The sequence below is a fragment of the Halobacillus litoralis genome, assembly GCF_020171725.1.
GTDB lineage: Bacteria > Bacillota > Bacilli > Bacillales > Halobacillaceae > Halobacillus > Halobacillus litoralis_F.
The window spans coordinates 344221-370593 of record NZ_JAIVAJ010000001.1 but is presented as its reverse complement, the minus strand read 5'-3'; the positions used below and the strand labels follow the sequence as shown (position 1 = coordinate 370593).

At 48.6% G+C, this 26373-nt stretch carries 28 protein-coding genes; 25 read left to right on the top strand and 3 right to left on the bottom strand.

Going from position 1 to position 26373, the window contains the following annotated elements; all coding sequences use genetic code 11:
* From LCM20_RS02010 to pyrE, 25 genes are all read left to right on the top strand, one after another.
* Positions 1-357: a small basic family protein gene (locus tag LCM20_RS02010; protein ID WP_225194181.1), complete on the top strand. Its 357-nt coding sequence runs from the start codon at positions 1-3 to the stop codon at positions 355-357.
* A 258-nt stretch (positions 358-615) separates the two neighbouring features.
* Positions 616-1908: a cell division protein FtsA gene (ftsA, locus tag LCM20_RS02005; RefSeq protein WP_225193753.1), complete on the top strand. Its 1293-nt coding sequence runs from the start codon at positions 616-618 to the stop codon at positions 1906-1908.
* A 76-nt stretch (positions 1909-1984) separates the two neighbouring features.
* A complete protein-coding gene (gene ftsZ / locus LCM20_RS02000) occupies positions 1985-3124 on the top strand; it encodes a cell division protein FtsZ (RefSeq protein ID WP_225193752.1) in 1140 nt (379 codons plus the stop codon).
* Between the two features lie 316 nt (positions 3125-3440).
* Positions 3441-4388: a sigma-E processing peptidase SpoIIGA gene (spoIIGA, locus tag LCM20_RS01995; RefSeq protein ID WP_318247297.1), complete on the top strand. Its 948-nt coding sequence runs from the start codon at positions 3441-3443 to the stop codon at positions 4386-4388.
* Between the two features lie 16 nt (positions 4389-4404).
* Positions 4405-5124, top strand: coding sequence for an RNA polymerase sporulation sigma factor SigE (sigE, locus tag LCM20_RS01990; RefSeq protein ID WP_225193751.1), 720 nt, complete (start codon positions 4405-4407; stop codon positions 5122-5124).
* An 82-nt stretch (positions 5125-5206) separates the two neighbouring features.
* Positions 5207-5986 carry an RNA polymerase sporulation sigma factor SigG gene (sigG, locus tag LCM20_RS01985; RefSeq protein ID WP_225193750.1) on the top strand — a complete coding sequence of 260 codons (780 nt, stop codon included), beginning with the start codon at positions 5207-5209 and terminating at the stop codon, positions 5984-5986.
* Between the two features lie 132 nt (positions 5987-6118).
* The gene (locus LCM20_RS01980) at positions 6119-6394 is read left to right on the top strand and encodes a YlmC/YmxH family sporulation protein (RefSeq protein WP_225193749.1); all 276 of its coding nucleotides are present in this window, start codon (positions 6119-6121) and stop codon (positions 6392-6394) included.
* A 54-nt stretch (positions 6395-6448) separates the two neighbouring features.
* Positions 6449-7249 (top strand): peptidoglycan editing factor PgeF, encoded by an 801-nt coding sequence (gene pgeF / locus LCM20_RS01975; RefSeq protein WP_225193748.1) that lies wholly within the window; start codon positions 6449-6451, stop codon positions 7247-7249.
* Positions 7250-7267: 18 nt separating this feature from the next.
* Positions 7268-7948: a YggS family pyridoxal phosphate-dependent enzyme gene (locus LCM20_RS01970; RefSeq protein WP_225193747.1), complete on the top strand. Its 681-nt coding sequence runs from the start codon at positions 7268-7270 to the stop codon at positions 7946-7948.
* Between the two features lie 22 nt (positions 7949-7970).
* Complete coding sequence (locus LCM20_RS01965; protein ID WP_225193746.1) at positions 7971-8411, top strand: cell division protein SepF; 441 nt, start codon at positions 7971-7973, stop codon at positions 8409-8411.
* A gap of 3 nt (positions 8412-8414) precedes the next feature.
* On the top strand, positions 8415-8678 hold the full coding sequence (locus LCM20_RS01960) for a YggT family protein (protein ID WP_225193745.1): 264 nt from the start codon (positions 8415-8417) through the stop codon (positions 8676-8678).
* Between the two features lie 83 nt (positions 8679-8761).
* Positions 8762-9535 (top strand): RNA-binding protein, encoded by a 774-nt coding sequence (locus tag LCM20_RS01955; protein WP_225193744.1) that lies wholly within the window; start codon positions 8762-8764, stop codon positions 9533-9535.
* A 77-nt stretch (positions 9536-9612) separates the two neighbouring features.
* Entirely contained in the window at positions 9613-10134 is a 522-nt protein-coding gene (locus LCM20_RS01950) for a DivIVA domain-containing protein (protein ID WP_225193743.1), read from the top strand.
* A gap of 231 nt (positions 10135-10365) precedes the next feature.
* A complete protein-coding gene (gene lspA / locus LCM20_RS01945) occupies positions 10366-10839 on the top strand; it encodes a signal peptidase II (protein ID WP_225193742.1) in 474 nt (157 codons plus the stop codon).
* Positions 10836-11747, top strand: a complete 912-nt coding sequence (locus LCM20_RS01940; RefSeq protein ID WP_225193741.1) for an RluA family pseudouridine synthase — start codon at positions 10836-10838, stop codon at positions 11745-11747. The genes lspA and LCM20_RS01940 overlap by 4 nt, the downstream gene beginning before the upstream one ends.
* 181 nt (positions 11748-11928) lie before the next feature.
* Positions 11929-12465, top strand: a complete 537-nt coding sequence (pyrR, locus tag LCM20_RS01935; RefSeq protein WP_225193740.1) for a bifunctional pyr operon transcriptional regulator/uracil phosphoribosyltransferase PyrR — start codon at positions 11929-11931, stop codon at positions 12463-12465.
* Between the two features lie 141 nt (positions 12466-12606).
* Positions 12607-13995 carry a solute carrier family 23 protein gene (locus LCM20_RS01930; RefSeq protein WP_225193739.1) on the top strand — a complete coding sequence of 463 codons (1389 nt, stop codon included), beginning with the start codon at positions 12607-12609 and terminating at the stop codon, positions 13993-13995.
* 179 nt (positions 13996-14174) lie between these two features.
* Positions 14175-15068, top strand: a complete 894-nt coding sequence (locus tag LCM20_RS01925; protein ID WP_225193738.1) for an aspartate carbamoyltransferase catalytic subunit — start codon at positions 14175-14177, stop codon at positions 15066-15068.
* A gap of 2 nt (positions 15069-15070) precedes the next feature.
* The gene (locus LCM20_RS01920) at positions 15071-16360 is read left to right on the top strand and encodes a dihydroorotase (RefSeq protein WP_225193737.1); all 1290 of its coding nucleotides are present in this window, start codon (positions 15071-15073) and stop codon (positions 16358-16360) included.
* A complete protein-coding gene (locus LCM20_RS01915) occupies positions 16341-17450 on the top strand; it encodes a carbamoyl phosphate synthase small subunit (RefSeq protein WP_225193736.1) in 1110 nt (369 codons plus the stop codon). The genes LCM20_RS01920 and LCM20_RS01915 overlap by 20 nt, the downstream gene beginning before the upstream one ends.
* Positions 17429-20629 (top strand): carbamoyl-phosphate synthase large subunit, encoded by a 3201-nt coding sequence (gene carB, locus LCM20_RS01910; RefSeq protein WP_225193735.1) that lies wholly within the window; start codon positions 17429-17431, stop codon positions 20627-20629. The genes LCM20_RS01915 and carB overlap by 22 nt, the downstream gene beginning before the upstream one ends.
* The gene (locus LCM20_RS01905) at positions 20626-21372 is read left to right on the top strand and encodes a dihydroorotate dehydrogenase electron transfer subunit (RefSeq protein WP_225193734.1); all 747 of its coding nucleotides are present in this window, start codon (positions 20626-20628) and stop codon (positions 21370-21372) included. Before carB ends, LCM20_RS01905 begins: the two co-directional genes overlap by 4 nt.
* Positions 21369-22289 carry a dihydroorotate dehydrogenase gene (locus tag LCM20_RS01900; RefSeq protein ID WP_225193733.1) on the top strand — a complete coding sequence of 307 codons (921 nt, stop codon included), beginning with the start codon at positions 21369-21371 and terminating at the stop codon, positions 22287-22289. The genes LCM20_RS01905 and LCM20_RS01900 overlap by 4 nt, the downstream gene beginning before the upstream one ends.
* The gene (gene pyrF / locus LCM20_RS01895; RefSeq protein ID WP_225193732.1) at positions 22255-22962 is read left to right on the top strand and encodes an orotidine-5'-phosphate decarboxylase; all 708 of its coding nucleotides are present in this window, start codon (positions 22255-22257) and stop codon (positions 22960-22962) included. Before LCM20_RS01900 ends, pyrF begins: the two co-directional genes overlap by 35 nt.
* Positions 22946-23557 carry an orotate phosphoribosyltransferase gene (gene pyrE, locus LCM20_RS01890; protein WP_225193731.1) on the top strand — a complete coding sequence of 204 codons (612 nt, stop codon included), beginning with the start codon at positions 22946-22948 and terminating at the stop codon, positions 23555-23557. The genes pyrF and pyrE overlap by 17 nt, the downstream gene beginning before the upstream one ends.
* A 340-nt stretch (positions 23558-23897) precedes the next feature.
* Here the strand turns inward: pyrE and LCM20_RS01885 are convergent, their stop codons facing one another.
* The 3 genes from LCM20_RS01885 to LCM20_RS01880 form a co-directional block, all read right to left on the bottom strand.
* Positions 23898-24233, bottom strand: a complete 336-nt coding sequence (locus tag LCM20_RS01885; protein WP_225193730.1) for a hypothetical protein — start codon at positions 24231-24233, stop codon at positions 23898-23900.
* Between the two features lie 116 nt (positions 24234-24349).
* Complete coding sequence (locus LCM20_RS20005; RefSeq protein WP_263621892.1) at positions 24350-24484, bottom strand: hypothetical protein; 135 nt, start codon at positions 24482-24484, stop codon at positions 24350-24352.
* A 107-nt stretch (positions 24485-24591) separates the two neighbouring features.
* Positions 24592-26355, bottom strand: a complete 1764-nt coding sequence (locus LCM20_RS01880; protein WP_225193729.1) for a M3 family oligoendopeptidase — start codon at positions 26353-26355, stop codon at positions 24592-24594.
* Positions 26356-26373 lie beyond the last annotated feature (18 nt).

Here is a 26373-nt window from a genome sequence, read left to right as displayed (position 1 = left end):
ATGTGGCTACCGATTCTGTTTTTGTTGATTGGTGTATCCTTGGGACTGTTGACTGATGTTCAAGTCCCTGCCCAATACGCTGATTATTTATCGATCGCGGTGCTAGCCGCATTCGATACACTCTTTGGAGGGATAAGGGCACACCTGGAGAGAACATTCGACGAAAAAGTGTTTATCACTGGATTCTTTTTCAACGTCTCTTTGGCAGCTTTTCTTGCCTTCCTGGGGGTACAGTTGGGGATTGATTTATACCTTGCTGCCGTCTTTGCATTCGGTGTTAGACTGTTTCAAAACTTAGCAATCATTCGGCGGCAGATCATCGACCAAAAATTGTTAACGAAATTTAGAAAAAAATAGCCAAAAGATAAAGGATATTCACGTAATGTTGTGGAAAACATTAATAAAACAAGTATTTATGCCGATTTTAAAGGTTGAATATATCAATTCAATTACGAATACATGACATCAATTGTGTTTTAGCATCATATTCGATATGATTTTTAGTGCTATGGCTCTTGGCTGTCCTCACATGCAGACACTGGAGTCTATGTCAATTCTATTAATTGAAAATACTTGAATATACTTACATGGCTTGTTACAGGAGGTGCGTCACTGGTGAATCAAAACGAAATTCTAGTTAGTCTAGATATAGGGACAAGCCGGATCAAGGTGATTATCGGAGAGATCTTAAATGACAATCTCAACATCATCGGAGTCGGTTCGGCTAAATCCAAAGGAATGAAAAAGGGTGCGATCGTGGATATCGATCAGACGGTCCAATCCATTCGATCCGCTGTTGAACAAGCAGAGCGTATGGTCGATATGAAGATTGACCGGGTGGTTGTAGGGGTGAATGGAAACCACATCCAGTTGCAGCCTTGTCACGGCGTAGTAGCTGTTTCGAGTGAAAGCAGAGAAATCGGAGACGAAGACATTACGCGAGTCATTGATGCGGCTCAAGTGGTCTCGGTTCCTCCAGAGCGTGAAATCATCGATGTCGTTCCAAGACAGTTTATTGTCGATGGACAAGATGAAATTACAGATCCTCGCGGCATGATCGGCGTTAGACTTGAGATGGAAGGCATGATTATCACATGTGCCAAAACCGTTTTACATAACACGCTGAAGTGTGTCGAACGTGCTGGTCTTGAAGTTCTGGATGTTTGTCTGCAGCCTCTTGCTTCCGGCACCGTATCCTTGTCTGAAGATGAGAAAAACCTTGGTGTTGCACTCGTCGATGTCGGTGGTGGCTCGACTACCGTGTCGGTGTTTGAAGAAGGTCATTTGAGAGGGACGAGCCTCATTCCTTTCGGTGGAGACAACCTAACAAAAGATCTGTCGATTGGACTTCGCACTTCAACAGAAGAAGCAGAACAGGTTAAAATCGATCATGGTCATGGATTTTTCGATGATGCAGATGAAGAAGAGAGCTTCACGGTCACAATAATCGGAAGTAATCGCGAACAAGCATTCAATCAATTGCAAATCTCTGATATGATTGAAGCTAGACTAGAAGAAATTCTCATTTTCGCTGCAGAGGAAATCCAGCGAATGGGAGTAAAAGAGCTTCCAGGAGGCTTTGTCTTAACCGGTGGTTCGATGAACATGCCTGGTGTGCTGGAGCTTGCACAGGACGTATTCCACTCGAATGTCAGGCTCGCGATCCCAGACTACATCGGAGTCCGTGAACCACAGTTTACAAGTGGGGTAGGCATCTTGCAATTCGCCTATCGTAATGCGAAAATACAAGGAAAAGAAATTTTCCCTGCTGTGTCAGGTGAAGTAGAACAACCTCAACTTAACAAACAAAAACGCGTGGTCAAACAACCGAAAGAAACTGAAAAAGAGAAGAAGAAAGAGAAGAAAGAAGGCGGGTTCTCAAATCTGCTGAAATACTTCTTTGATTAAACGACAAGCGTGGTATCAGTCAAAGGACGGACGTACCCATAAATCTTGTAATCTCGTGTATTAGGAGGAACGTTAGATGTTAGATTTTGATACGAGCATGGACCAATTGGCAACGATAAAAGTAATCGGTGTCGGTGGAGGCGGAAGCAACGCCGTAAACCGTATGATTGAGCATGGTGTTCAAGGGGTAGAATTTATTGCCGTGAACACGGATGCACAAGCCCTTAACCTTTCTAAAGCAGAAGTGAAAATGCAGATCGGCGGAAAGCTGACGCGCGGTCTTGGTGCAGGTGCAAACCCTGAGGTCGGCCGCAAAGCAGCGGAAGAAAGTAAAGAACAAATCGAAGAGGCCCTTCAAGGCGCTGATATGGTCTTCGTAACAGCCGGAATGGGAGGCGGAACAGGTACTGGTGCCGCACCTGTCATTGCACAAGTCGCTAAAGAGCTTGGCGCACTAACCGTAGGTGTTGTGACGCGTCCATTCACGTTTGAAGGTCGTAAGCGCTCTACGCAGGCAACGGGCGGAATCGAAGGGTTGAAAGGCGCTGTCGATACATTAATCGTCATCCCGAACGACCGCTTACTTGAGATTGTAGATAAGAATACACCGATGCTTGAAGCGTTCCGTGAAGCGGATAACGTATTGCGTCAGGGTGTACAAGGTATTTCCGACTTGATCGCTGTACCTGGACTGATCAACGTGGACTTTGCCGACGTGAAGACAATCATGGTCGACAAAGGCTCGGCTTTGATGGGAATCGGGATTGCAACCGGCGAAAGCAGAGCCGCAGAAGCAGCGAAGAAAGCTATTTCCTCTCCGCTTCTTGAAACGTCCATCGACGGAGCTCATGGCGTACTGATGAATATCAGTGGTGGAGCGAATTTAAGCCTATATGAAGTACAGGAAGCAGCTGACATCGTTACATCTGCAGCTGATCAGGAAGTAAACGTCATCTTCGGTTCTGTAATCAATGAGAATCTGAAGGACGAAATCGTTGTGACAGTTATTGCTACAGGCTTTGATGAATCTCAGTTGGCTCAAGGTCAGCAGAAGAAGCGTCCACAGCCACAGCAGCAACAGCCGAAATCAACGAATGTTGAACGTACGCAGCGTGAAGAGCAGCCTCGTCGTGAAGCTCCTCAGCCGCAGCAGAAGCAAGAAGAGGATACACTTGATATTCCGACGTTCCTGCGCAATAGGAACCGTCGCAGATAAAATGATTGAGAACCCGCTTGGAGTCCAGATGGATTCCAAGCGGGTTTTTTGATGTTTCGGGGATTATTTTTGAACAAACTTCTCGGTTCACTAAGAAGGTGAGTAACGGTGTAAGAGAAACGACTTGAAGGTGGTTTCCAACTCAGTACACCTCTGCCTATCCGATCGGTGAACACACAATTTCGATTGACTTCCTACCCTTGCGAGTTTGGCTGTCTATTCATGGTTTTCCTCTCATTTTCCCTATCAACACGATCTGTCAAAACTTGCTCGCATGACATCCACATTATGACAGACTTTTCAGCGGGACGGGCTTATAATTTGGGGTACAACAACGTTCGAGGAGGAGGTACCCATCTATCTGGACGCCGTCTGGCTTCTCAACTTTTTGATGGACGCCATGATCCTCAACTTGACGCTCGGATTGACGAGGGCGAAGTCATCAAAGTTCCGTTTTATTCTGGCGTCTTTTATCGCATCTGCCATGGTTCCACTCACCGTTTTTATGCCTCATCATTTTTTGACGAGCAGTCTTGGTAAAGGACTCATTTCCTTGGTTATTATTTGGGTAGCTTTTCAGTATTCTTCTCTTCGTGCCTTTATGATGCAGTGGATCAGCTTTTATTTTATTAACTTTGCGATTGGTGGAAGTATGATGGGGATGCACTATTTTTTGACGACGGAGGTCGAACTCAAAGGAGGTGCGATGATCACCTTTTCAGGTGGATATGGCGATCCTGTGAGCTGGTTATTCGTCATCGTCGGATTTCCGTGTTCGTATTTCTTTACAAAATGGCGGTTCAGTCAAATCAGTGTTCATCAGATGAAATTTGATCAAATGTATGAAGTGGAAGTTGGATTTGGAGGAAGGCGTGCGATATGTCAGGGCATGGTCGACAGTGGGAATCAGCTCATAGACCCCATCAGCAGGAAAATGGTGTTCCTGGCTGACCGGCACGTCCTGAGACAGTTGATGGAAGAGAGTGTCTTAGATGAACTCACGATGGATCAAGTCGCGACGTCGATGGAGCATCTGCCGGATGTAGTGCAGAAGGCTGTCCGCCTTGTGCCGTTTCAAGCAGCAGGCCATCAGGGACAGTTGCTCGTGACGATTATGGTGGACGATCTGCAAATCAACACAGAAGAGGGGCCTTTACACATTCGGAAAGCACTTCTAGGTGTACAGCAGTCAGACCTTACTCATGACAATACGTATCAAATGTTGATTCATCCACATGCAATGGTCAAAGGAAAGTCAGCTTAATGAGGGGGAAAATGGTATGAAAAAATGGTATTTCCGTTTTCGGTTATGGGCTTATAAGTGGCTGATCAAGCTCGGCATCAAGCAGGACGAAATCTATTATATTGGAGGAAGTGAGGCTCTGCCGCCGCCGCTTTCGAGAGAAGAAGAGCGAGAGCTGCTGGAGCGACTTCCGACCGGAGATAAAGCCGCACGAGCGATGCTGATCGAACGGAATTTACGGTTGGTTGTCTATATTGCGAGGAAGTTTGAAAACACTGGACTCAACATCGAGGACTTGATCAGTATTGGTACCATCGGGTTGATCAAGGCCGTGAATACGTTCGATCCTGAGAAGAAGATTAAACTTGCGACCTATGCCTCCCGTTGTATCGAGAACGAAATTTTGATGCACTTGCGGAAAAGCAACAAGCTGAAAACAGAGGTTTCATTCGATGAGCCGTTGAATGTAGATTGGGATGGCAATGAACTGCTACTTTCCGATATTCTCGGTACAGATGAAGATCTGATTACGAAGGGAATCGAGAAAAAAATAGACAAAAAGCTTCTCTTATCAGCTTTAGAACAGTTGAATGACCGTGAAAAACAGATCATGGAACTCCGGTTCGGATTAATCGGGAAGAAAGAGAAAACGCAAAAAGATGTAGCTGATATGATGGGCATTTCCCAGTCCTACATATCCAGACTTGAGAAAAAGATAATTCGTCGTCTGCAGCGTGAGTTTGACAAAATGGTTTAATTTTACAAAAAACGACCGTGCATAAATTTTCCTCCCAGGGAGATACTGAGAACTGATTATAGCTTCTTGGGAGGGTCTAACTTTGACACGACATAAAGTAGAAATATGTGGCGTAGATACATCAACACTACCGGTTTTAAAAAATAAAGAGATGAGGGCCCTGTTTGAACGGTTGCAAAGCGGAGAATTGGAAGCGCGAGAGCAATTGGTTAACGGTAACCTCCGACTTGTTTTGTCCGTCATTCAACGTTTTAACAACCGTGGTGAATATGGTGATGATCTATTTCAGGTTGGATGCATCGGTTTGATGAAGTCCATCGACAACTTTGATTTAAGTCATAATGTTAAATTTTCTACTTACGCGGTACCGATGATTATCGGGGAAATCCGTCGATACTTACGGGACAACAACCCGATCCGAGTATCCAGATCGCTGCGGGATACCGCATATAAGGCACTTCAGATGCGTGAGAAATTGATCAGTGAGACGAACAAAGATCCAAAAACGCAGGAAATTGCAGAAAAGATGGGCGTCCCACACGAAGATATCGTATTTGCCATGGACGCGATTCAAGACCCGGTGTCTCTATTTGAACCGATCTATAACGATGGAGGCGATCCGATCTTCGTCGTCGACCAGCTGAAAGATGACAGAGAAAAGGATTCCGTTTGGTTGGATGAGCTCTCTTTAAGAGAGGGAATGAAGCAGTTGAACGATCGTGAGAAGATGATCCTGACGAAGCGGTTCTTCCAAGGTAAGACGCAGATGGAAGTCGCAGAAGAGATCGGCATTTCCCAGGCGCAGGTCTCAAGGCTCGAGAAAGCAGCGATCAAAGAGATGAACTCATCCATGTTTCAATAATACTTACAGGCACTTCTGTTTATTCAGAAGTGTTTTTTTTATTGTATATATAGACTGAATCGATGATTTCGAGTCGGGGGAATCACTAATTTTGTTCGGTTGTGCATATAGTGTAAAAAGGAGGCTGGGCGAATGAAAATCTCTGAGCTGCAGATGAAAGACGTGATTGCGATGGAGTCCGGGGAACGGTTAGGCTATATAAGTGATTTGGATATTGATACACAGCAGGGGAAATTGAAGGGGCTTGTATTGACTCTAAAAGGGAAAGCGATGGGTCTCTTCGGGAAGGACGAAGAGATGTTAATTCCATGGAATCAGATCGTCAATATAGGAGCGGATGTGATCCTAGTCAAAAAGACAGGGTATTCTCCCGTTTCTGCATCACAAAAGTCAGATTCGACCGAATAAAAGGAGAAATCAGTGACGGGATGTGTTAAAATAAAGGGAAATTGAGGTGTTACTATGGGAGAACCATTTAAACATAATACAAAACGTCAACTCACTTGTTTTTCCGAAAATCCCAGCCTCATCTCAGGGTTAACCACTCGTCAAGGCGGCGTGAGCGGGTCACCTTTTGATTCGCTCAACATGGGCCTTCACGTGAACGATCGGGATGAGGACGTCATTGCGAACCGCAGGCTGATAGCGGATGAGGTGGGGATTCCACTTGAACGCTGGGTCATGGGGGAGCAGGTACATGGCATTCAGGTAAAACGTGTAGACAAGGAAGATTTAGGGAAAGGAACCTTATCACTGGATACAGCCGTGAGCGGCGTGGACGGGTTGATCACCAACCAAAAAGACGTACTGCTGACTGCTTTTTATGCAGACTGTGTCCCTCTTTACTTTATGGAGCCGACATCTGGGTGGATTGGAATTGCACATGCTGGTTGGAAAGGTACCGTTCATGGTATGGCGAAGGCGATGATTGACCAGATGGTGGTTGAAGGAGCTTCGCTGGATCGCTTGAAAATGGCTGTCGGACCTTGTATTGGTCGAAATCATTACGAGGTGGACGAGCACGTCATGAACCATATTCCGCCTGAATGGAGAGATGAAGTACTGACACCCGTGGATGACTCACACGCCATGCTCGACTTGAAAGCGTTGAACACTTCCCTTGCTTTACAGGCAGGTTTACGAAAAGAGAACGTTCAAGCGTCTAGGATTTGTACATATGAAGAGGAGCGTTTGCTTTATTCGCACCGGCGTGATCAAGGTAAAACAGGGCGTATGCTTGGATTTATTGGCTGGAAGAGTTGATGTGGAAGGAGAAATAGAATGTCCGTTAAGGAAAACCTCGCTGAGATTGAAGAAACGATTGAAAAGGCGTGCGGCACTTGTGGTCGTTCAAAAGACGATATTACGGTAATTGCTGTGACCAAGTATGTTTCGATCGCTCGTGCTGAAGAAGCGATCGAAGCAGGCATTGAGCATCTCGGCGAAAACCGAAAAGAAGGTCTGTTGGAAAAATACGAGCAGATTGGGGATAAAGCCGAGTGGCACTTTATCGGGTCCCTTCAATCGCGCAAAGTGAAGGACATCATCGAACAGGTTTCGATGATCCATTCGCTCGATCGGAAGTCTTTAGCGAAAGAGATCAACAAGCGTGCAACCGAACCTGTTCCTTGCTTCATTCAAGTGAATGTCAGCGGGGAAGAAACGAAGCACGGCATCGCACCAGATGAAGTAGAGGATTTCGTCGATATGCTTGAATCCTACGAAAAGGTTCAAGTGGTCGGGCTGATGACGATGGCTCCTCACACAGAGAATGAGGAACAGCTTCGCGGGATTTTCAGACAGCTTCGAGCGAAGCGCGATATCATTCGTGACAAGAAGATGCCTCACGCGCCGTGTGAATTTTTATCAATGGGCATGAGCAATGACTTTGCCGTTGCCATTGAAGAAGGAGCTACCCACGTCCGGATCGGTTCGAAACTTGTCGGAGAAGACAATGGATAATAAATAATTGGGGTGACGAAACATGAGCATGAAAAATAAATTTCGTTCTTTCTTTACGCTGGATGATGAATACGAATATGTGGAAGAAGAAGTGGAGCAGGAAGAAGAATATGAACAGACTAGAACACGCAGTGGTAGCAAGCAGGACAATGTTGTGAGTCTGAAGAGCGCCAAGACTTCTTCGAAAATGGTATTGATGGAGCCTGGCAGCTACAGCGAGGCACAGGATATTGCCGATCAGCTGGTGAACCGCCGGGCTGTTGTCATTAATCTTCAGCGTGTTGATCACCACCAAGCCGTAAGAATTGTAGATTTTTTGAGCGGAACCGTTTATGCTATAGGTGGAGACATTCAAAAACTCGGCTCACAAACCTTTTTGTGCACGCCGGATAATGTGGAGATTTCTGGAGAGATCACAGAGATGATTCCACAAGAAACAGATGAAGAATATAGAAGGTGGTAGTTCATGGCTATTTTGTTTGATATCCTCTCCACAGCCTTCCGCATTTACAGCTGGATCTTAATCATTTACATCTTGTTGTCCTGGTTCCCAGGCGCAAGAGAATCCAGCTTTGGTGAAATGATGGGACGCTTGGCAGAGCCATTCCTGGAACCGTTTCGAAAGATCATACCTCCACTGGGGATGATCGATATTTCTCCGATCGTTGCGATTCTTGTATTGAATTTTGCATCTCAAGGACTTTGGGTTCTGGAGTCTATGCTTAGATAAAAAAGATGAGGGGCAGGGAGCGGAGTACATCAAGTGCTCAGATTCCTGTCTTTTTCATTTTCTTCGAAAGTTGAGGTTTGCATATGGAAATTTATCAGCATTTCAGAAAAGAAGAACATCCGTTCATCGACCAGGTGCTTGCCTGGCGTGATGACGTTGAAATGAAATACCAACGGAAGCTGACAGACTTCCTTGACCCTAGAGAACAGCTGATCCTCAAAACGATCATGGGCAACGATCCCGACCTCGTATATGGGTTTTCTGGAGGTCGTGAGACGACAGAAAGAAAGCGGGCGATCATTGCGCCTGAATATGAGGTGATCGAAGAAGAAGACTTCCAGCTGACGCTTCTAGAGGCGTCCTATCCTGTGAAGTTCATTACGCTCGAGCACCGTGATGTACTTGGTGCCTTTATGTCTCTCGGCGTGAAGCGGGAGAAGCTCGGAGACTTGGTTGTGCATGACGGGAGAGCTCAGATCATGGCCGCCTCCGAAATCAGTGATTTTATTAAAATGAACCTGACAGGCATCAAGAAAGCGAACGTCGAGTTCAAGGAGAAGCCATTGACTGAACTGATGGAAAGTCAGGACTCGTGGCAGCTTAAGGAAACGACCGTCTCTTCCCTGCGACTTGATGTGCTGACGAAGGAGATCTACGGCATGTCTCGGAAAAAAGCGGGCATGCACATTGATGCCGGGCATGTGAAGGTCAACCACAGAGTGGTAGAGGATACGGCCTTTCAACTCGAGGAAGGGGACTTAATCTCTTTAAAAGGGAAGGGAAGAAGCCGATTAATAGAAGTGAAGGGTCAAACGAAGAAAGAGAAATTCCGAGTGACGACGGCGAAGCTAAATTAATTGCGCGAAAAGCAGGATTTGGTTAGGTTTTGTCGAAAGAATTAAATAGCCAGTATAACGTTTAGGAGGTGGCTGGTGTGCCTTTAACACCGTTGGATATTCATAATAAGGATTTCACCCGAGGCTTTCGCGGGTACGATGAAGATGAAGTGAACAATTTTCTGGATCAGGTCATCAAAGACTATGAAATCGTGATCCGCCAGAAAAAAGAACTTGAACGCGAAGTGAACCAGCTGAACGAACGTCTCGGTCATTTTAACAACATTGAAACGACCTTGAACAAATCGATTCTTGTCGCTCAGGAAACAGCTGAAGATGTGAAGTCGAATGCGCAGAAAGAATCGAAGTTGATCATAAAGGAAGCGGAAAAGAATGCGGACCGTATCATCAATGAAGCACTTGAGAAGTCCCGCCGCATCAACATCGAGGTTGAAGACATGAAGAAGCAGGCAAAAGTGTTCAAAACGCGTCTTCGTATGCTTGTCGAAGCACAGCTTGATATGATCGACAACGATGACTGGGATCACCTTTTCGATACGGAAATTGAGGATGATATTCCAGTAGAAGAGCCCAAATATTATTCACAGACTCATGAATAGGATGACTTCCTACATAGAGGCAGACTGTACATGGTCTGCGATTGACCCGGACAACGTAGAAACGTTTATGTTGTCCGGGTTTTGTTGTGGGCGGGGCGCTAATCAGCATCGTTTCGATGTTCTCGCTCCATCCTGTTAGAAAGCAGACATGTCGTTCCAAAGGAAAAACTCATTTTCAGCCGTATTCTGTGGTACAATAGCTTGGGAATAAGATAGATGGAGGACGGATGCATGTTTTTGTATTATCTAATAGCACTGGTCATCATTGCGCTCGATCAATTGACGAAATGGATCGTTGTTACGCAGATGGAACTAGGGCAGAGTATTCCGGTCATAGAAGGATTCCTATCCTGGACCTCTCACCGTAATCAGGGAGCGGCCTGGGGGATTCTGCAGGGCCAGATGTGGTTCTTTTATATCATTACGGCCGTCGTGATTGTTTTCGTCATTTATTACATGCAGCAGTACGGAAAAGAGAGCAAACTGGCTGGGATCGCGCTTGCCCTCATTCTGGCTGGAGCAATCGGAAACTTTATCGACCGTTTATTCCGAAAAGAAGTGGTCGATTTTGCTGATACGATCATCTTCGGATATGATTTTCCGATATTCAACGTGGCGGATTCGTCACTGGTAATCGGTGTGGGGCTTGTCATGATCGCGACGATCATCGACGAGCGTAAGAAGAAAGGAAGTATGAAATCGTGAGTGAACAATACATTGTAGAAGAACAAGACCAGTCACAGCGGATTGATAAACTGTTGTCGACGGTGATGGATGACGTATCCCGTTCTCAGATTCAAGGCTGGGTCAAGGATGCTGTCGTCAAAGTGAACGGTGAAGCCGTGAAGAGTAATTACAAAGTGCATGAAGGCGACACCATTACGTGGGAGATCCCTGAACCAGAGCCGATGGAGCTGGTAGCGGAAGATCTTAATTTAGAGATTGTCTATGAAGATTCGGATGTGATTGTCGTCAATAAGCCCGCTGGTATGGTCGTACACCCTGCAGCAGGGCATGGAAGCGGCACGCTTGTGAACGGGCTGTTATACCATTGTAACGATCTATCCGGCATCAATGGTGTGGAGCGCCCGGGCATTGTGCACCGTATCGACATGGATACGAGTGGCCTTTTGATGGTGGCGAAAAATGATGTAGCTCACCGCTCGCTTGTGGAACAGCTGCAGAATAAATCCGTCGAACGTCGCTACGAGGCGATCGTCCACGGTATGATCACCCATGAATACGGAACGATCGATGCTCCGATCGGACGTGATCCTAAAGACCGTCAGCGTATGGCTGTCGTGGAAGGCGGCCGTGATGCCGTCACCCATTTCCAAGTCATCAAGCACTATGATGACTTTACGCACGTCGAGTGTAAGCTTGAAACAGGGCGTACGCACCAAATTCGTGTGCATATGCGTTACATCAACCATCCCCTTGCCGGCGATCCGAAGTATGGTCCACGTAAAACGTTGGATATGCATGGACAGGCTTTACATGCCCGTACACTCGGATTTGAACATCCGAGAACCGGAGAGTGGAAATCGTTCGAGGTCGATCCGCCTGAAGAGTTCAAGAAAATGATCACGTATTTGCAGGAGAGAACAAAATAACCTTTGACAATCCGCTCGATTTTTGTCATACTCATAAACAGAATATAAAGACCTTTAACGACAGTCCCGTGAGGCTGGAAAGGTAACCGGTGAAGCACGCAGGTGACGTGCACCCAAGACCCCTTTTCTGCCCTTATGTGGAAAAGGGGTCTTTTTGTAAGCAGGAGGAGGGAAGAGTCTGGTGGAACCTAAAGCAACTGTACTAGACGATGCAGCAATCCGAAGAGCTTTGACTCGAATCTCACACGAAATCATTGAGAAGAACAAAGGGGTTGAGGACCTCGTACTCGTCGGAGTGAAAACGAGGGGCGTCCCGATCGCCAGACGTTTGAAAGAGAAGATCCAGGAAATCGAGGGTGTGGCATTACCTGAAGGGGAACTGGACATCACCTTGTACCGGGATGACCTGACCGAAACCCAGGCAGGGCCTGAAATCAAAGAAACGAACATCAACACGGATATCGACGGCAAAAAAGTCATCCTTGTTGATGATGTGCTTTACACAGGTCGTACGGTGCGTGCCGCAATGGACGCTCTGATCGACCACGGCAGACCGTCTCAAATCCAGCTCGCTGTTCTCGTAGACCGAGGACACCGCGAACTACCGATTCGAGCAGACTTTGTCGGCAAAAATGTACCTACCTCGTTAGATGAAATCATCACCGTCTCGTTGGCTGAGACCGACGAACGGGATCAAGTCCTCATCTACGAAAAATAATAAGTGGAAACCTTTAATTCAAGTCCCGTGAGGCTGGAAAGGTCGAAAGTGATACACGTGTGCCGAAAACACGTCTACCTCTTTGCGCCTTTGCAGGCGTGAAGAGGTATTTTTTTTGAGAAAAGAAGGAGGAATTTGAAAATGAAACAACATGAAGCAGCATTGGAAGTCAACGAAGTCCCATCCATGCATAAATGGTTAACGCTTAGTTTACAGCACTTATTCGCCATGTTTGGCGCAACAATCCTTGTTCCGTTTCTAACGGGGCTGTCCCCAGCGGTCGCCCTCGTCTCGAGCGGCTTCGGAACCCTGGCTTACTTACTGATTACAAAAGGGAAAATTCCAGCGTACCTCGGCTCAAGCTTTGCGTTTATCGCACCGATCGTAGCCGTCTCCGAAACAAGTGGAGTAGCAGGGGCCATGATCGGCAGCTTCTTCATCGGAATCTTGTACGGACTTGTCGCCTTACTCATCTCGATGTTCGGGACAGGCTGGCTGATGAAGATCCTTCCTCCTGTCGTCGTTGGACCAGTGATCATCGTCATCGGACTCGGGCTTGCCTCTACAGCGATTGACATGGCGATGTATATCCCAGGTAGTGAAACATACTCTGGAACACACTTCACAGTCGCACTCGTCACGTTAGCGATCACGATTGTCGCATCGATTCTCTTCCGCGGATTCTTTTCACTCGTGCCGATCCTGTTCGGAATCATCGGCGGGTACGTGTTCGCCCTGACGCAGGGCATCGTCGACACAAGCGGCATCCAGCAGGAATGGACATCCATCACATCAGCGGAGTCGATTGGCGGCGCCATTGCAGCCATCTTCCAAATGCCGGACTTTGTCATCCCGTTCGTAGACTTCTCACCAGCTCAAGTGTTCAGCTGGGAAATCATCTTCCTGATGGTGCCACTCGCCCTTGTCACGATTACAGAGCACACGGGTGACCAGATGGTCTTATCGAAGGTAGTCGGAAAGAACTTCCTAGAGAAGCCGGGTCTGCACCGCTCGATTCTAGGTGACGGAGCAGCAACGATGATCGCCTCCTTCCTGGGTGGACCACCGAACACGACGTATGGTGAAAACATCGGCGTGCTTGCCATCACACGAGTCTTCAGTGTGTTTGTCATCGGTGGAGCGGCGGTCATCGCCATCTTCTTCGGATTCGTCGGAATGATCACAGCGGTCATCGGCTCGATTCCATCCGCCGTCATGGGCGGGGTTTCCATCCTTCTGTTCGGGATCATCGCTTCAAGCGGACTACGGATGCTGATTGACAACCACATTGACCTTGGGGAGAAACGCAACCTGATCATCTCCTCTGTCATCCTGGTCATCGGAGTCGGTGGAGCATTCATCCAGCTGCCGAACGACATTCAAATCGCCGGCATGGCGTTGTCTGCCATCATCGGCATTCTCCTTAACCTTGTCCTTCCAGGTAAAGAAAAAGGAGAGAGTCAAAAAAATATGTTCGAAGCGGACGCTTCTGAATCTTCCCGAGAGGAAGATAAGAGCGGTGTCGCTTAAACCAACCAACACTCACACACGTTTTAACCGGGTCCCGTGAGGCCCAGAAAGGTGGATGAGGGATTGGCTGGCTTCGCATGCGCGGAGTTCAGCACCCCCACCTTCAGGGGGTGCTTTTTTTGTACCCTATTCCTGACCACATCTCACCCATACTTTAAACGAATAGGAGAGATAAAATGATGACGAGCGTACTATCAAGACCACACCTTTTATCCATGAAGCAGCTGGAGGCTGAGCAGATCTTCCACTTATTCGATCTGGCCGATCAAATGAAAAACAACCTCTACCTTCCAATGAGCAGGCAGACGTTCGCCGCTAACGTCTTCTTAGAGCCGAGCACACGTACGAAAATGAGTTTCCAAGTGGCAGAGCGAAAGTTAGGGCTTGAAACGATGAACTTAGACGGTGAATCATCAAGCTTTACAAAGGGAGAGAGCCTGTATGACACGTTGAAAACACTCGAGGCGATTGGAGTGGAAGTTGCGGTTGTCAGGCAGTCGGAGATCGGCCTTCTGGATGAATGTAAGGACTTGAACCTGTCTTTGATTAATGCAGGAGATGGATGTGGAGAACACCCGACACAATCTTTACTGGACTTGTACACCATATATGAACATTTCCACAGTTTCCACGGCTTGAAAGTCGCCATTGCGGGAGACTTGAAGCACAGCCGTGTGGCCCGGTCCAATGCCCACGCACTGGAAAAACTCGGAGCACACGTTTCCTTCGTCACTCCACCAGACTGGCAGGATCCGAGTCTGACAGACGAATACGTAACGATGGATGAAGCAGTGGAACAATGCGACGTCATCATGCTTCTACGCATCCAGCACGAACGCCATCTTCATTCCACTTCTCAAATGGATTACTTAGAAAACTACGGATTGACGAAAGAGAGAGAAGCAAGAATGCACCCGAATGCGATCATTCTGCACCCAGCGCCGGTTAACCGGGGCGTCGAGATTGACAGTGACTTGGTCGAGTCACCGAAATCAAGGATCTTCAGGCAGATGACAAACGGGGTAACAATCCGAATGGCGATTATCGAGGCACTTTTGAAAGGGGAGCTTTAATTATGAAAAAAATCATCAATGCAAAACGAATCTACCAACAAGAGTACCAGTCCTGTGAAGTGCTGATTGAGGACGGAAACGTGAAGAAGATCGCTCCAACGATAGAAGAAAACCCTGAAACGATCATCGATGCGAAAGGGAATCTGCTGCTTCCGGGGTTGGTTGACGTGCACGTTCATCTTCGTGAGCCTGGTGGAGAAGCAAAAGAGACGATAGCAACTGGTACAAAAGCGGCAGCGAAGGGCGGCTTCACAACTGTTTGTGCGATGCCGAATACGACGCCGGTTCCAGACTCTGAAGAAACGCTGAATTCCATCCTTCAGAAAATCGAACAAGACGCTCATGTCCGCGTACTGCCCTATGCATCGATCACAACCCGTCAGCTTGGACGTGAACTTGTAGACATGGAAACGTTGAGCAGTCTGGGAGCTTTCGCTTTCACGGATGACGGGGTAGGCGTACAGAGCGCCGGAATGATGTTTGAAGCGATGAAAGAAGCGGGCAGGCTTGGTAAGGCTATCGTTGCACACTGTGAAGATAATGCAATCGTTTATAAAGGAGTCTGCCACGACGGAGAAGTGAGTGAGCGACTCGGTCTACCAGGAATACCAAACATAGCGGAATCGGTTCAAATTGCGCGCGACGTTCTGCTTGCTGAGGCAGCCGACTGTCACTACCACGTATGCCACGTGTCGACAAAGGAATCTGTCCGCGTGATCAGAGACGCGAAGAAGGCGGGCATTCGTGTCACGGCTGAAGTGACTCCGCATCACCTAATACTTAACGAATCACACATAGAAGAGGACGACGCACTCTTCAAAATGAATCCTCCACTCCGTTCAAAGGAGGACCAACAAGCATTAATCGAAGGGCTGAAAGACGGTACCATCGATTTCATTGCTACAGATCATGCGCCTCATACCGAAGAAGAGAAATCACATGGTTTCCTTCACTCGCCATTTGGAATCACAGGATTTGAGACAGCTTTTCCCCTGCTCTACACCCACTTGGTGGAGAAAGGGGATGTGACGGTCTTACAGTTGATCGGATGGTTGACGCGTAAACCTGCTGAAACGTTCAATCTGCCATACGGAACCCTTGATGAAGGGGCACCTGCAGATTTGACCTTCGTCGATCTTGCGACAGAGAAGGAAGTGGACCGGCACAGCTTCGTTTCAAAGGGGAAAAACAGTCCCTTCCATGGGTACAAGCTGAAAGGCTGGCCGGTACTGACCATTGTTCATGGAGAAATCGTATTTGAGGAGGCTAACTATGAAACAACTCGTGCTTGAGGATGGAACGGTATTTATCGGAGAAGGATTCGGAAGCGACCGCGAAACGATCGGAGAGGTCGTATTCAATACAGGAATGACAGGGTATCAGGAAGTGATTTCAGACCCTTCTTACTGCGGGCAGATCGTCACCTTCACTTACCCGCTTGTCGGGAACTACGGCATCAACCGTGACGACTTTGAAACGGTAAACCCCGCTGTATTAGGAGTGATTGTAAGAGAGCATTGTGAATTTCCATCCAACTTCCGGAATGAAGAAACGCTTCACTCTTTCCTTGAAGCGAAGAATATCCCCGGAATAAGCGGCATTGATACGAGGAAGCTAACGAAAATCATCCGTGAGCACGGAACGATGAAGGCGATGGTGGCCTCAACAGAGCGTTCCGTAGAAGAGGTGTTGAAGATGATTCAAGAAGCAGAGCTTCCAAGGGATCAGGTGAAGCAGGTATCGACGGTTAAACCTTATGTAGTACCAGGGCGTGGCCATCGAATCGTACTGATGGACTTCGGCATGAAGCACGGAATCTTAAGAGAGTTCACAAAGCGGAACTGTCACGTCACCGTCGTTCCTTACCATACATCAGCTGAAGAAATCGAGCGCCTTCGTCCTGACGGAGTGATGCTGTCAAATGGACCTGGAGATCCGAAAGACGTACCCGAAGCAATTGAAACAATTAAACAACTGATGGGGAAACTTCCGATCTTTGGAATTTGTCTCGGACACCAATTGATTGCGCTGGCATCAGGTGCCGACACAGCGAAGATGAAATTCGGTCACCGTGGTTCGAACCAGCCGGTAAAGGATTTCCACACAGGGCGCACGTATATGACTTCTCAGAACCACGGGTATGCGGTAGACCGAAATTCCTTGAACGAAACGGAGCTTGAACTGACACAAGTTTCCTTGAACGATGAATCGGTAGAAGGGCTGAAGCACGTAAGTCATCCGGTCTTCTCGGTACAGTACCACCCGGAAAGCTCACCTGGTCCGGAGGATACCGCGCACCTATTCGATGAATTTCTGAAGCAGATCGAACAAGACAAAGAGACAACGAAGGAGGAATCTTCATGCCTAAGCGTACAGATTTAACCAAAATTCTAGTTATCGGATCCGGACCGATCGTCATCGGGCAGGCAGCGGAATTCGACTATTCCGGTACACAAGCCTGCCAATCTCTTAAAGAGGAAGGGTACGAGGTCGTCCTCGCGAACTCCAACCCTGCTACCATCATGACGGACCACACGTTCGCGGATCACGTGTACATGGAGCCTCTTACACTTGAATTTATGAAAAAAATCATTCGCAAGGAAAAGCCCGATGCGATTCTTCCGACACTTGGTGGTCAGACAGGACTCAACATGGCAGTCGAACTCAGTGAATCCGGTATTCTAGAACAATATGACGTCGAGCTGCTCGGTACGCCGCTTGATGCTATCCAGCGTGCAGAAGACCGTGAGAAATTCCGCTCGCTTATGCACGAAATGGGAGAACCGGTCCCGGAAAGTGAGATTGTCAGCACGGTGGATGCAGCGCTTGAATTCGCTGATGAAATCGGCTATCCCGTCATCGTCCGCCCTGCCTATACGATGGGAGGAGCAGGTGGAGGCATGTGTGACAACGAAGCCGAGCTTCGCGAGACGGCAAGAAACGGCCTTTCGATGTCGCCTGTCCATCAATGCTTAATTGAGAAAAACATCGCAGGCTTCAAAGAGGTCGAATATGAAGTGATGCGAGACAAATACGATAACAAGATTGTCGTCTGTAATATGGAGAACTTCGATCCAGTCGGCATCCATACCGGAGATTCGATCGTTGTCGCGCCGTCACAGACGTTGAGCGACCGTGAGTACCAGATGCTTCGTAACGCGTCCCTCGAAATCATTTCGGCTTTAGAAATCGAAGGAGGCTGTAACGTCCAGCTGGCCCTCGACCCTGACAGCTTCCAATACTACATCATCGAAGTGAACCCGCGTGTCAGCCGGTCTTCCGCGCTTGCATCCAAAGCGACAGGATATCCGATCGCAAAACTCGCAGCCAAAATTGCGATCGGCATGACGCTTGATGAAATCCGAAATCCGATTACGGGTACGACTTACGCATGCTTTGAACCCGCGCTCGACTATGTCGTAACGAAGATCCCGCGCTGGCCATTCGATAAGTTCGCCAAAGGAAATCGTAAGCTTGGCACGCAGATGAAGGCGACAGGCGAAGTGATGTCAATCGGCCGTACCTTCGAAGAGTCCTTGCTTAAAGGCGTGCGCTCCTTAGAAGGGGAAACAGAAGAGCTGTACCTCGCATCAACAGAGCGTCTCTTGGATGATGAACTCGAAGCTCGGCTCAAGAAGGCAGATGATGAGCGGGTTTTCGTTCTTGCTGAAGCATTGAGAAGAGGATACACGTTGCAGGACCTTCATGAGTTGACAGGCATCGATTTGTTCTTCTTATACAAGGTGAAGGGCATTATCGATCTTGAAACGAAAATCACAAATGATGGCCTTACACCAGAACTGCTGTACAAAGCGAAACGAATCGGATTCTCGGATGCCCAAATTGCTCGAGTGACTGGACAGACGATCGATGAGGTGCTGAACAACCGCCGCAGCCAGAATATCCGACCAGTATATAAGATGGTGGATACGTGCGCTGGAGAATTTGCATCGGAGACGCCGTATTTCTACTCAAGCTATGAAGATGAAAATGAGTCCAGTGCATCTGCTAATAAAAAAGTGCTCGTCATCGGGTCCGGCCCGATCCGGATCGGACAGGGTGTCGAATTCGATTACGCGACGGTTCACTCCGTGCTTGCGTTGAAAGAGATGGGCTATGAAGCGATCATCATGAACAATAACCCGGAAACCGTATCCACAGACTTTAGTGTGTCGGACAAGCTGTACTTCGAGCCGCTCACGCTTGAAGATGTCATGAATGTCATCGACCTTGAACAGCCAGAGGGAGTCATCGTTCAGTTCGGAGGCCAGACGGCCATCAACCTCGTAGACGGGTTGAGCCGACAAGGGGTGAAAATTCTCGGTACGACAATGGAAGCCATCAATGAAACGGAAGACCGCGATTTGTTTGAACAGCTGCTTAATAAGCTGGAGATTGCAAAGCCAGGCGGCGAGAGCGTCATGAACGAACGAGAAGCGCTGACGGCTGCGAATCATATCGGCTACCCAGTCGTCGTACGACCATCCTACGTGCTCGGAGGACGTGCCATGGCGATTGTGTATTCAGAAGAAGAACTGAAGCAGTACTTGGAGGATAACGTAACCGTCTACAATGGTCACCCGATTTTGATCGATAAATATATGACGGGCATGGAAATTGAAGTCGATGCAATTTCGGACGGTGAGGATGTCTTTATTCCAGGCATCATGGAGCATATCGAACGCGCAGGCGTCCACTCTGGAGACTCGATGGCTGTGTACCCGACGCAGCGCTTGTCGAAGGAGCTTGAACAGCAATGCATCGATGCGACCGCCAAAATCGCACGAGAGCTGAATATGAAAGGCTTGATCAATATCCAATTCGTCGCTCATGGAGGCACAGCATATGTGCTCGAGGTCAACCCACGAGCGAGCCGTACCGTGCCTTTCCTTAGTAAAATCACAGGTGTTCCGATGGCGCAGCTTGCGACGAAGGTCATCCTCGGAAACAAACTGAAGGACTACGGCTATCACTCTGGCGTTGCGAAGAAGCCGGAGGGCGTGTACGTGAAGGTGCCGGTCTTCTCCTTCGAAAAACTGAGAAGCGTAGATACGACGCTTGGGCCTGAAATGAAATCGACGGGTGAGGTCATCGGATATGACCAGACGCTTGAAAAGGCGCTGTATAAAGGCATGACGTCAGCCGGACTCAAGATTCCGACGCAAGGGTCAGTCCTCCTTACGGTTGCAGATAAAGATAAAAAAGAGATGCTTGAAATTGCGGAGACCTTCTACGAGCTCGGTTTCCAGCTCTTTGCGACAGAAGGAACAGCTTCTGTTATTCAGGAAGCAGACATTCCAGTCGAAGCGGTCGGAAAGCTCGGGTCAGATCAGCGTGACGTTGTCGACTTGATTCAGAACGGAGACGTCCAAGTTGTCGTGAACACTTTGAACAGCGGCATGCGTGCCCGCTCTGACGGGTTCAGAATCAGACGTGAAGCTGTGGAGCACGGCATCGCCTGCATGACGAGCCTTGATACGGCGAAGTCCATCGTCGATGTCATTCAAGCGATGTCCTTCACCGCCCGCTCGATTACACCAATGGAAGGCGTGATGGCATGAGGCGCGAATGGATGACGATCACCGAACACGAGGAAATCGCCCGCGCCACGTTCCGAATGGTCCTGAAGGGTCAGATCGCAACAGAGGTGAGGGAGCCGGGGCAGTTTGTTCATATTCAAGTAAGTGAGAAGTTCTACCTGCGTCGTCCGGTTTCCATTGCAGAGGTGAAGGAAGATACGGTGACCCTGCTGTACAAGGTAATGGGGGATGGAACCGAAGCGTTGACCAAGAAGCACGTCGGGGATCAGGTCGACGTGCTCGGCCCTGCCGGCAACGGGTTCCCACTTGATGTGAGGGAAGGAGCCCACGCCTTGTTGGTCGGAGGCGGCATTGGGGTGCCTCCACTCTACCAGTTGGCTAAGCAGTTGCGTCGTCAGGGCGTCCGGGTAACGGCTGTACTCGGATTTCAGAGTGGAGCAGAAGCTTTTTTTACAAAAGAATTCACGGAGCTTGGCGATGTGCGGGTGGCAACGAATGACGGGACGCTCGGGCATCAAGGGCTCGTGACGGATGTGCTGGATGGGGAGTTCGATACGTATTTCGCCTGTGGTCCTACGGGAATGCTGCGTGCGGTGAGTGAGAAGATGGAAGGGGTGCCCGGATATCTCTCGATGGAAGAGCGGATGGGCTGCGGGATCGGGGCGTGTCTGGCCTGCGTGGTGCCGTCGAATGACGAGAAGGGGTACCGGAGGATCTGCTGTGACGGACCTGTGTTTAATGCGAAGGAGGTTGTGCTTTCATGAGACTGCCGGGACTTGATTTGAAAAATCCGATTATGCCTGCATCCGGTTGCTTCGGATTCGGGCGGGAGTTCGCGCCGTTCTATGATTTGTCTGAGCTTGGGGCGGTAATTATGAAGGCTGCGACAGGTGAGCAGCGTTACGGCAACGGTACAACTCGTGTCGCGGAAGCAGCGAGCGGCATGCTGAACGCCATCGGGCTTCAGAACCCTGGCGTTGATGCAATTATCGAGAACGAGGTTCCTTTTTTACGAAAATACGATGTGCCGGTCCTTGCAAATGTCGCGGGAAGTACAGTAGAAGAATATGTGGAAGTGGCTGACAAGATTTCAAGGCATGTTGATGCGCTCGAGCTGAACATCTCTTGTCCGAATGTAAAAGAAGGTGGCGTTCAGTTCGGAACGGATCCGGAGCTTGCTGCGCACGTCACGCGTGACGTGGTCCGCGTGAGTGCTGTGCCTGTGTACGTGAAGCTGTCGCCGAATGTGACGGATATCGTGGAGCTTGCGAAGGCGGTTGAAGCGGCAGGTGCCAGCGGTCTATCCATGATCAATACGCTCACGGGGATGAGGATCGATCCGAAGACGAGGCGTCCGATCATTGCGAATAAGGTTGGAGGGCTGTCAGGTGCAGCCATTAAGCCGGTCGCGATCCGGATGATTTACCAAGTGTATGAAGCAGTCGAGATTCCGATCATCGGGATGGGCGGCATTGAAACGGCGGATGATGTCATCGAATTTCTGCTTGCTGGAGCAAGCGCCGTTGCCATCGGAAGCGCGAATTTCAAGAATCCATTGATTTGTAAAGAGCTCATTGACGGTCTGGATGCTGCACTCGAGCGCTACGGGTTTGAGTCGATAGAAGAAGTGATTGGAGGAGCACATCATGAAAAAACTGCAGCCGGTGTACTTCGCCCTTGATTTTCCGACAGGTGAAGAAGCGTTGGATTTCCTGGAAAAACATCATCTGAACGGAATTCCTGTGAAGGTTGGGATGGAGTTGTATTACCGTGAAGGAGCCGTCATTCTGCAGGTATTGAAGAGTCGGGGACACTCGATTTTTCTCGATTTGAAGCTGCATGATATTCCGGCAACGGTCGGTCGCACGATGAAGAACTTGGCGAACCTCGACGTGGACGTTGTCAATGTCCATGCGCAGGGCGGGTCTGAAATGATGCGGCAGGCGGTTCAAGGTCTGGAAGCCTCCGAGAAGGAGCGTCCGGTGCTGCTGGCCGTCACGATGCTGACATCCAGTGACCAAAAAATGGTCGAGAGGGAGCTTCTGCTTGAGCGGGAGATCGGAGAAGTGGTCAGTCACTACACGGAGCTCGCTAAGAACAGCGGGGTCGACGGTGTCGTCTGTTCGGTCCACGAAGCTGAACAAGTAAGGGAATCTGGGATGCTGGCGTTGACTCCGGGAATCCGCCTTGATGCATCAGATTCGCATGATCAGAAGAGGGTTGCCACTCCTCACGTTGCAAAAGTCCAAGGCAGTCACTCGATCGTGGTCGGTCGGGCCATTCGTGACGCAGAGGACCCATATACGACTTATCATCAAATCAAGGAGGCGTTTTCCAATGAAATCTATCATTAGTGATTTAATCTCAATTGAAGCTGTCAAAATTGAAACGGAGGACTTTTTCACATGGACGTCCGGTGTTCGGTCGCCGATCTATTGTGATAATCGTCTGACGATGTCTTATCCAGCCATTCGTAAGCGGATCGCCAGAGCTTTTGCAGAGAAGATTGGTGAAGAGGTGGACGTCATCGCAGGGTGTGCGACAGCAGGGATCCCTCACGCAGCCTGGATTGCAGATGCGTTGGAGCTTCCGATGGTTTATGTGCGCGGTTCTCGAAAGAAGCATGGTAAAGGAAACCAAATCGAAGGAGTCGTACGTCCAGGGCAGAAGGCTGTTGTCATTGAGGACTTGATCTCAACTGGGAAATCATCGATTCAGGCAGCAGAAGCATTACGTGAGGCTGGCGTCGAAGTCGTGGAGGTGCTCTCGATCTTTACATATGGCCTCGATTCTGCGGAAGAAGCCTTTCGCGATGCGGATTTGACGTACCGTTCACTTGCGACCTACAACGAATTGATGGAAGAGCTCAATCAGCGCGGGACATTATCAGATGAAGAGCACGAGCGGATGAGCATGTGGCGCAAAAACCCATATATCTTCACGAGCTGATCACGGTTTTCTGGAGAAATTCAAGTGAGCAGGAGAGGGAAAACTCGACCTTTGGCATTTGCGATTATTCGTCCTTCCTAGTAGGATAGGATTAGTACATCGTAAGGGTGATAACTGTGAGATCAAAGAAACATTCGTTTTTCCTTCTTATGAATGCGTCCCTCGGACTTTTAACATGTTTTATCTATTTATATACATGGGTCGCTTTCGCATTTATGGATTCGATGTGGTCATTGGAACCTCTGCTCAGTCTGGTTGGATCCATCACCCTGTTCATCGTATGGAATGTTTACATGCTGAAGCATGAGGAGAAGAGATACTGGGCGCAGGCTGTGTTTTCTTACGTGGCCTCGATTGCCATCTTTGCGTATTTCTTAAGCTGAGACTTGAGGGTTTCAGACTGTAAAAAAGCAGGGCGGTGCACGCTTATTAGTGCACCGCCCTGCTTTTTTACTTCTAAAGAATGCCGTTGTAGTAAAACCATAACACCTTCTACAGGTTCATTACCGCTCTCGATTCCATTCACGTATAATGAAACACCGAGGCGTAATGAAACGGCACCATCTGAATCGATGATTAAATCTTCGTCTTGATTTTGAAGCAGATCCTTTACTTGGCGAAGAGGAGCGCCGAGAAGCTGGTGTCCGTTAAGATTGGGGGAGGCTGGTTCAAACACTTCAACAGCCTCACAAATTCCACCGTCTTTAAAGTAGATGTGCAGGCCAAGTTCATCATAAGAATCTGTTGTAGGGTGGTCCGGCTCTGCTTTGATAAATTCTGTTACTGATGAGTCTAGAGTGGTTCTGATTTCGCTTCGGGACCATCCAAAAACCTAGAGAGCTCGATCCCCTGCTGCACGACTTCTTCATTCTCAGACGAAAGCTGCCAGGCGAACGTTTTATAAGCATGATACTCACCTGGACCCACAGGAGGTAAGTCAAACTCTTCTGCTGTCGCCTCAATCGCCTCTTCGAAATCCTTTTCGGCCTGCTTAAATGCAGCTTCAACATCTGGTGAAAAAACGCTGGGAGCGGTTAGGCTCTCAGCGTTTTTGTTTTCTCCAGGAAGTCGTCGATGGCGGTCATGACCGGTTCGAGCGCCCTGTTCCAGAAGGCTTGGTCCTTAATGTCCTCACCGAGGAACCGTTCAGCCAGTTCGTCGATGGAAAGGGAGCCTGAATGTTTCAGCAGCTCGTCATATTTTGAAGCGAACCCTTCCTGGTCGGATAGGGCATAGAGTCCGTTGCTGAATAAGTATCCGATGGTATACGGAATGTTGAAGAAGGACTGGTCACTGCTGTAAAAGTGAGGGATCGTCATCCAATGGTACCCGTCATATTCCTCAAGATCGAGCCATTCTTTTTCGGTTTCCACCATTAGTGTTGTCAGCTCTTCTGCGGAAAGTTTGTCCTTTTCCCGTTGCTGATAGAATCGCTTCTCAAAATCAAACTTGGATGGAACAATCGTAACGTATTTGATGGCATTTGAAATCTGCATTTCAAGCAGTCCGAGCTGATCGTCTTCTGTTTCGGCTTCCTTTTTAGCAGCGTCCAGTACAAGGTTCTCGGCAAATGTCGAGGCCGTTTCCGCAAGTCCGGTGCCGGTTTTTTGAGCGAAAGCGGGAAGCGGCTGCAAGACGGAATTGTGATAAGCGTGACCGAGCTCGTGTGCGAGGGTGACAAGATCCTGATAATTCTCTTCAAATGTGACGAGAATACGACTCTCCCTTTCTAGAGGAATAGAAGCACAGAAGCCTCCGAACTGCTTCGTTTTTCTAGGTTCCGCATCGATCCATCCTTCAGAGAATGAGGTGTCGGCAAGCTTCCCAAAGGTTGAACTGAACTGGTGGAACTGCTTCTGGATAATTGAGGCCGCCTCATCGTAGGTGACCTTTGACTTGGAGGTAAAGGCGGGCTGATGCAGGTCGTAATAACTGAGCTTCTCCAAGCCCATGACTTCTGCTTTCCGCTTCAGAAAGGCGCGCACTTTCTCCTGATGCCCTTGGATTGCGTTCATCATGCTTTCGACCGCTTGAGCGCTGATTTTATTTTTCTCAAAAAGCTCTGTCTGCACATTGGACCATTCCCGTAGTCGGTAAATGTCGAGCCTGAACCCTGCGAAGTGGTTGAAGGTAGAGGCGAAAGCGTGTGCGTTTTCCGCACAGGTGCGTTCGACTGCTTTGGCAGTCTCCTTTCGGATTTCTCTGTCCGGGTTGAGCATGGATTTGATGATGGCTTCATTGATGGAGAGGTCCTCTCCGTCTATATGGACGCGTAATTGGTGGAAGAGCTTTTCAAAGTGGTCCTCCCAGCCTTTGATCCCGTTAATCGATAGTTGATTAATGGCGTCTTCTACAGGCTGAAGGAGCTGTCCGTCGATGTTTTGTTTCTGGTTATGTAAGTAGGGCTGAATGGTTGTCAGTTCCTCCCGGTTGAACAGCTCGTTCCAATCTGATTCGTTCAGGCTTTTGAAGAGTTGCTTCAGCTCGATGGACAGCGATTCGACTTTCGCCTGCAGTTGGTGGCTGCGGTCGAGCCATTTGGCGGCTTCCTGGTTGCTCGTGTCCTCAGAAGCGAGACAAATGCAGAATTCATCAATTTGAAAAGCTTGAGTCACAATGTCTTGTACGTCTTCGATGATTTCTACAACGCTTGTCATCGAAGAGCCTTCTTTGATCCGTTGCAGCGTCGGTTCAACCCGATCGCTTACCGCTGCGATGTGTTCGGCTAATGCTTCAGAATGAGCTCCGCCATCGTAAATCGAGGCCAAGTCCCATTGCTGGTTCAGTGCAGTATTCAAAAAATAACCTCCTATAGG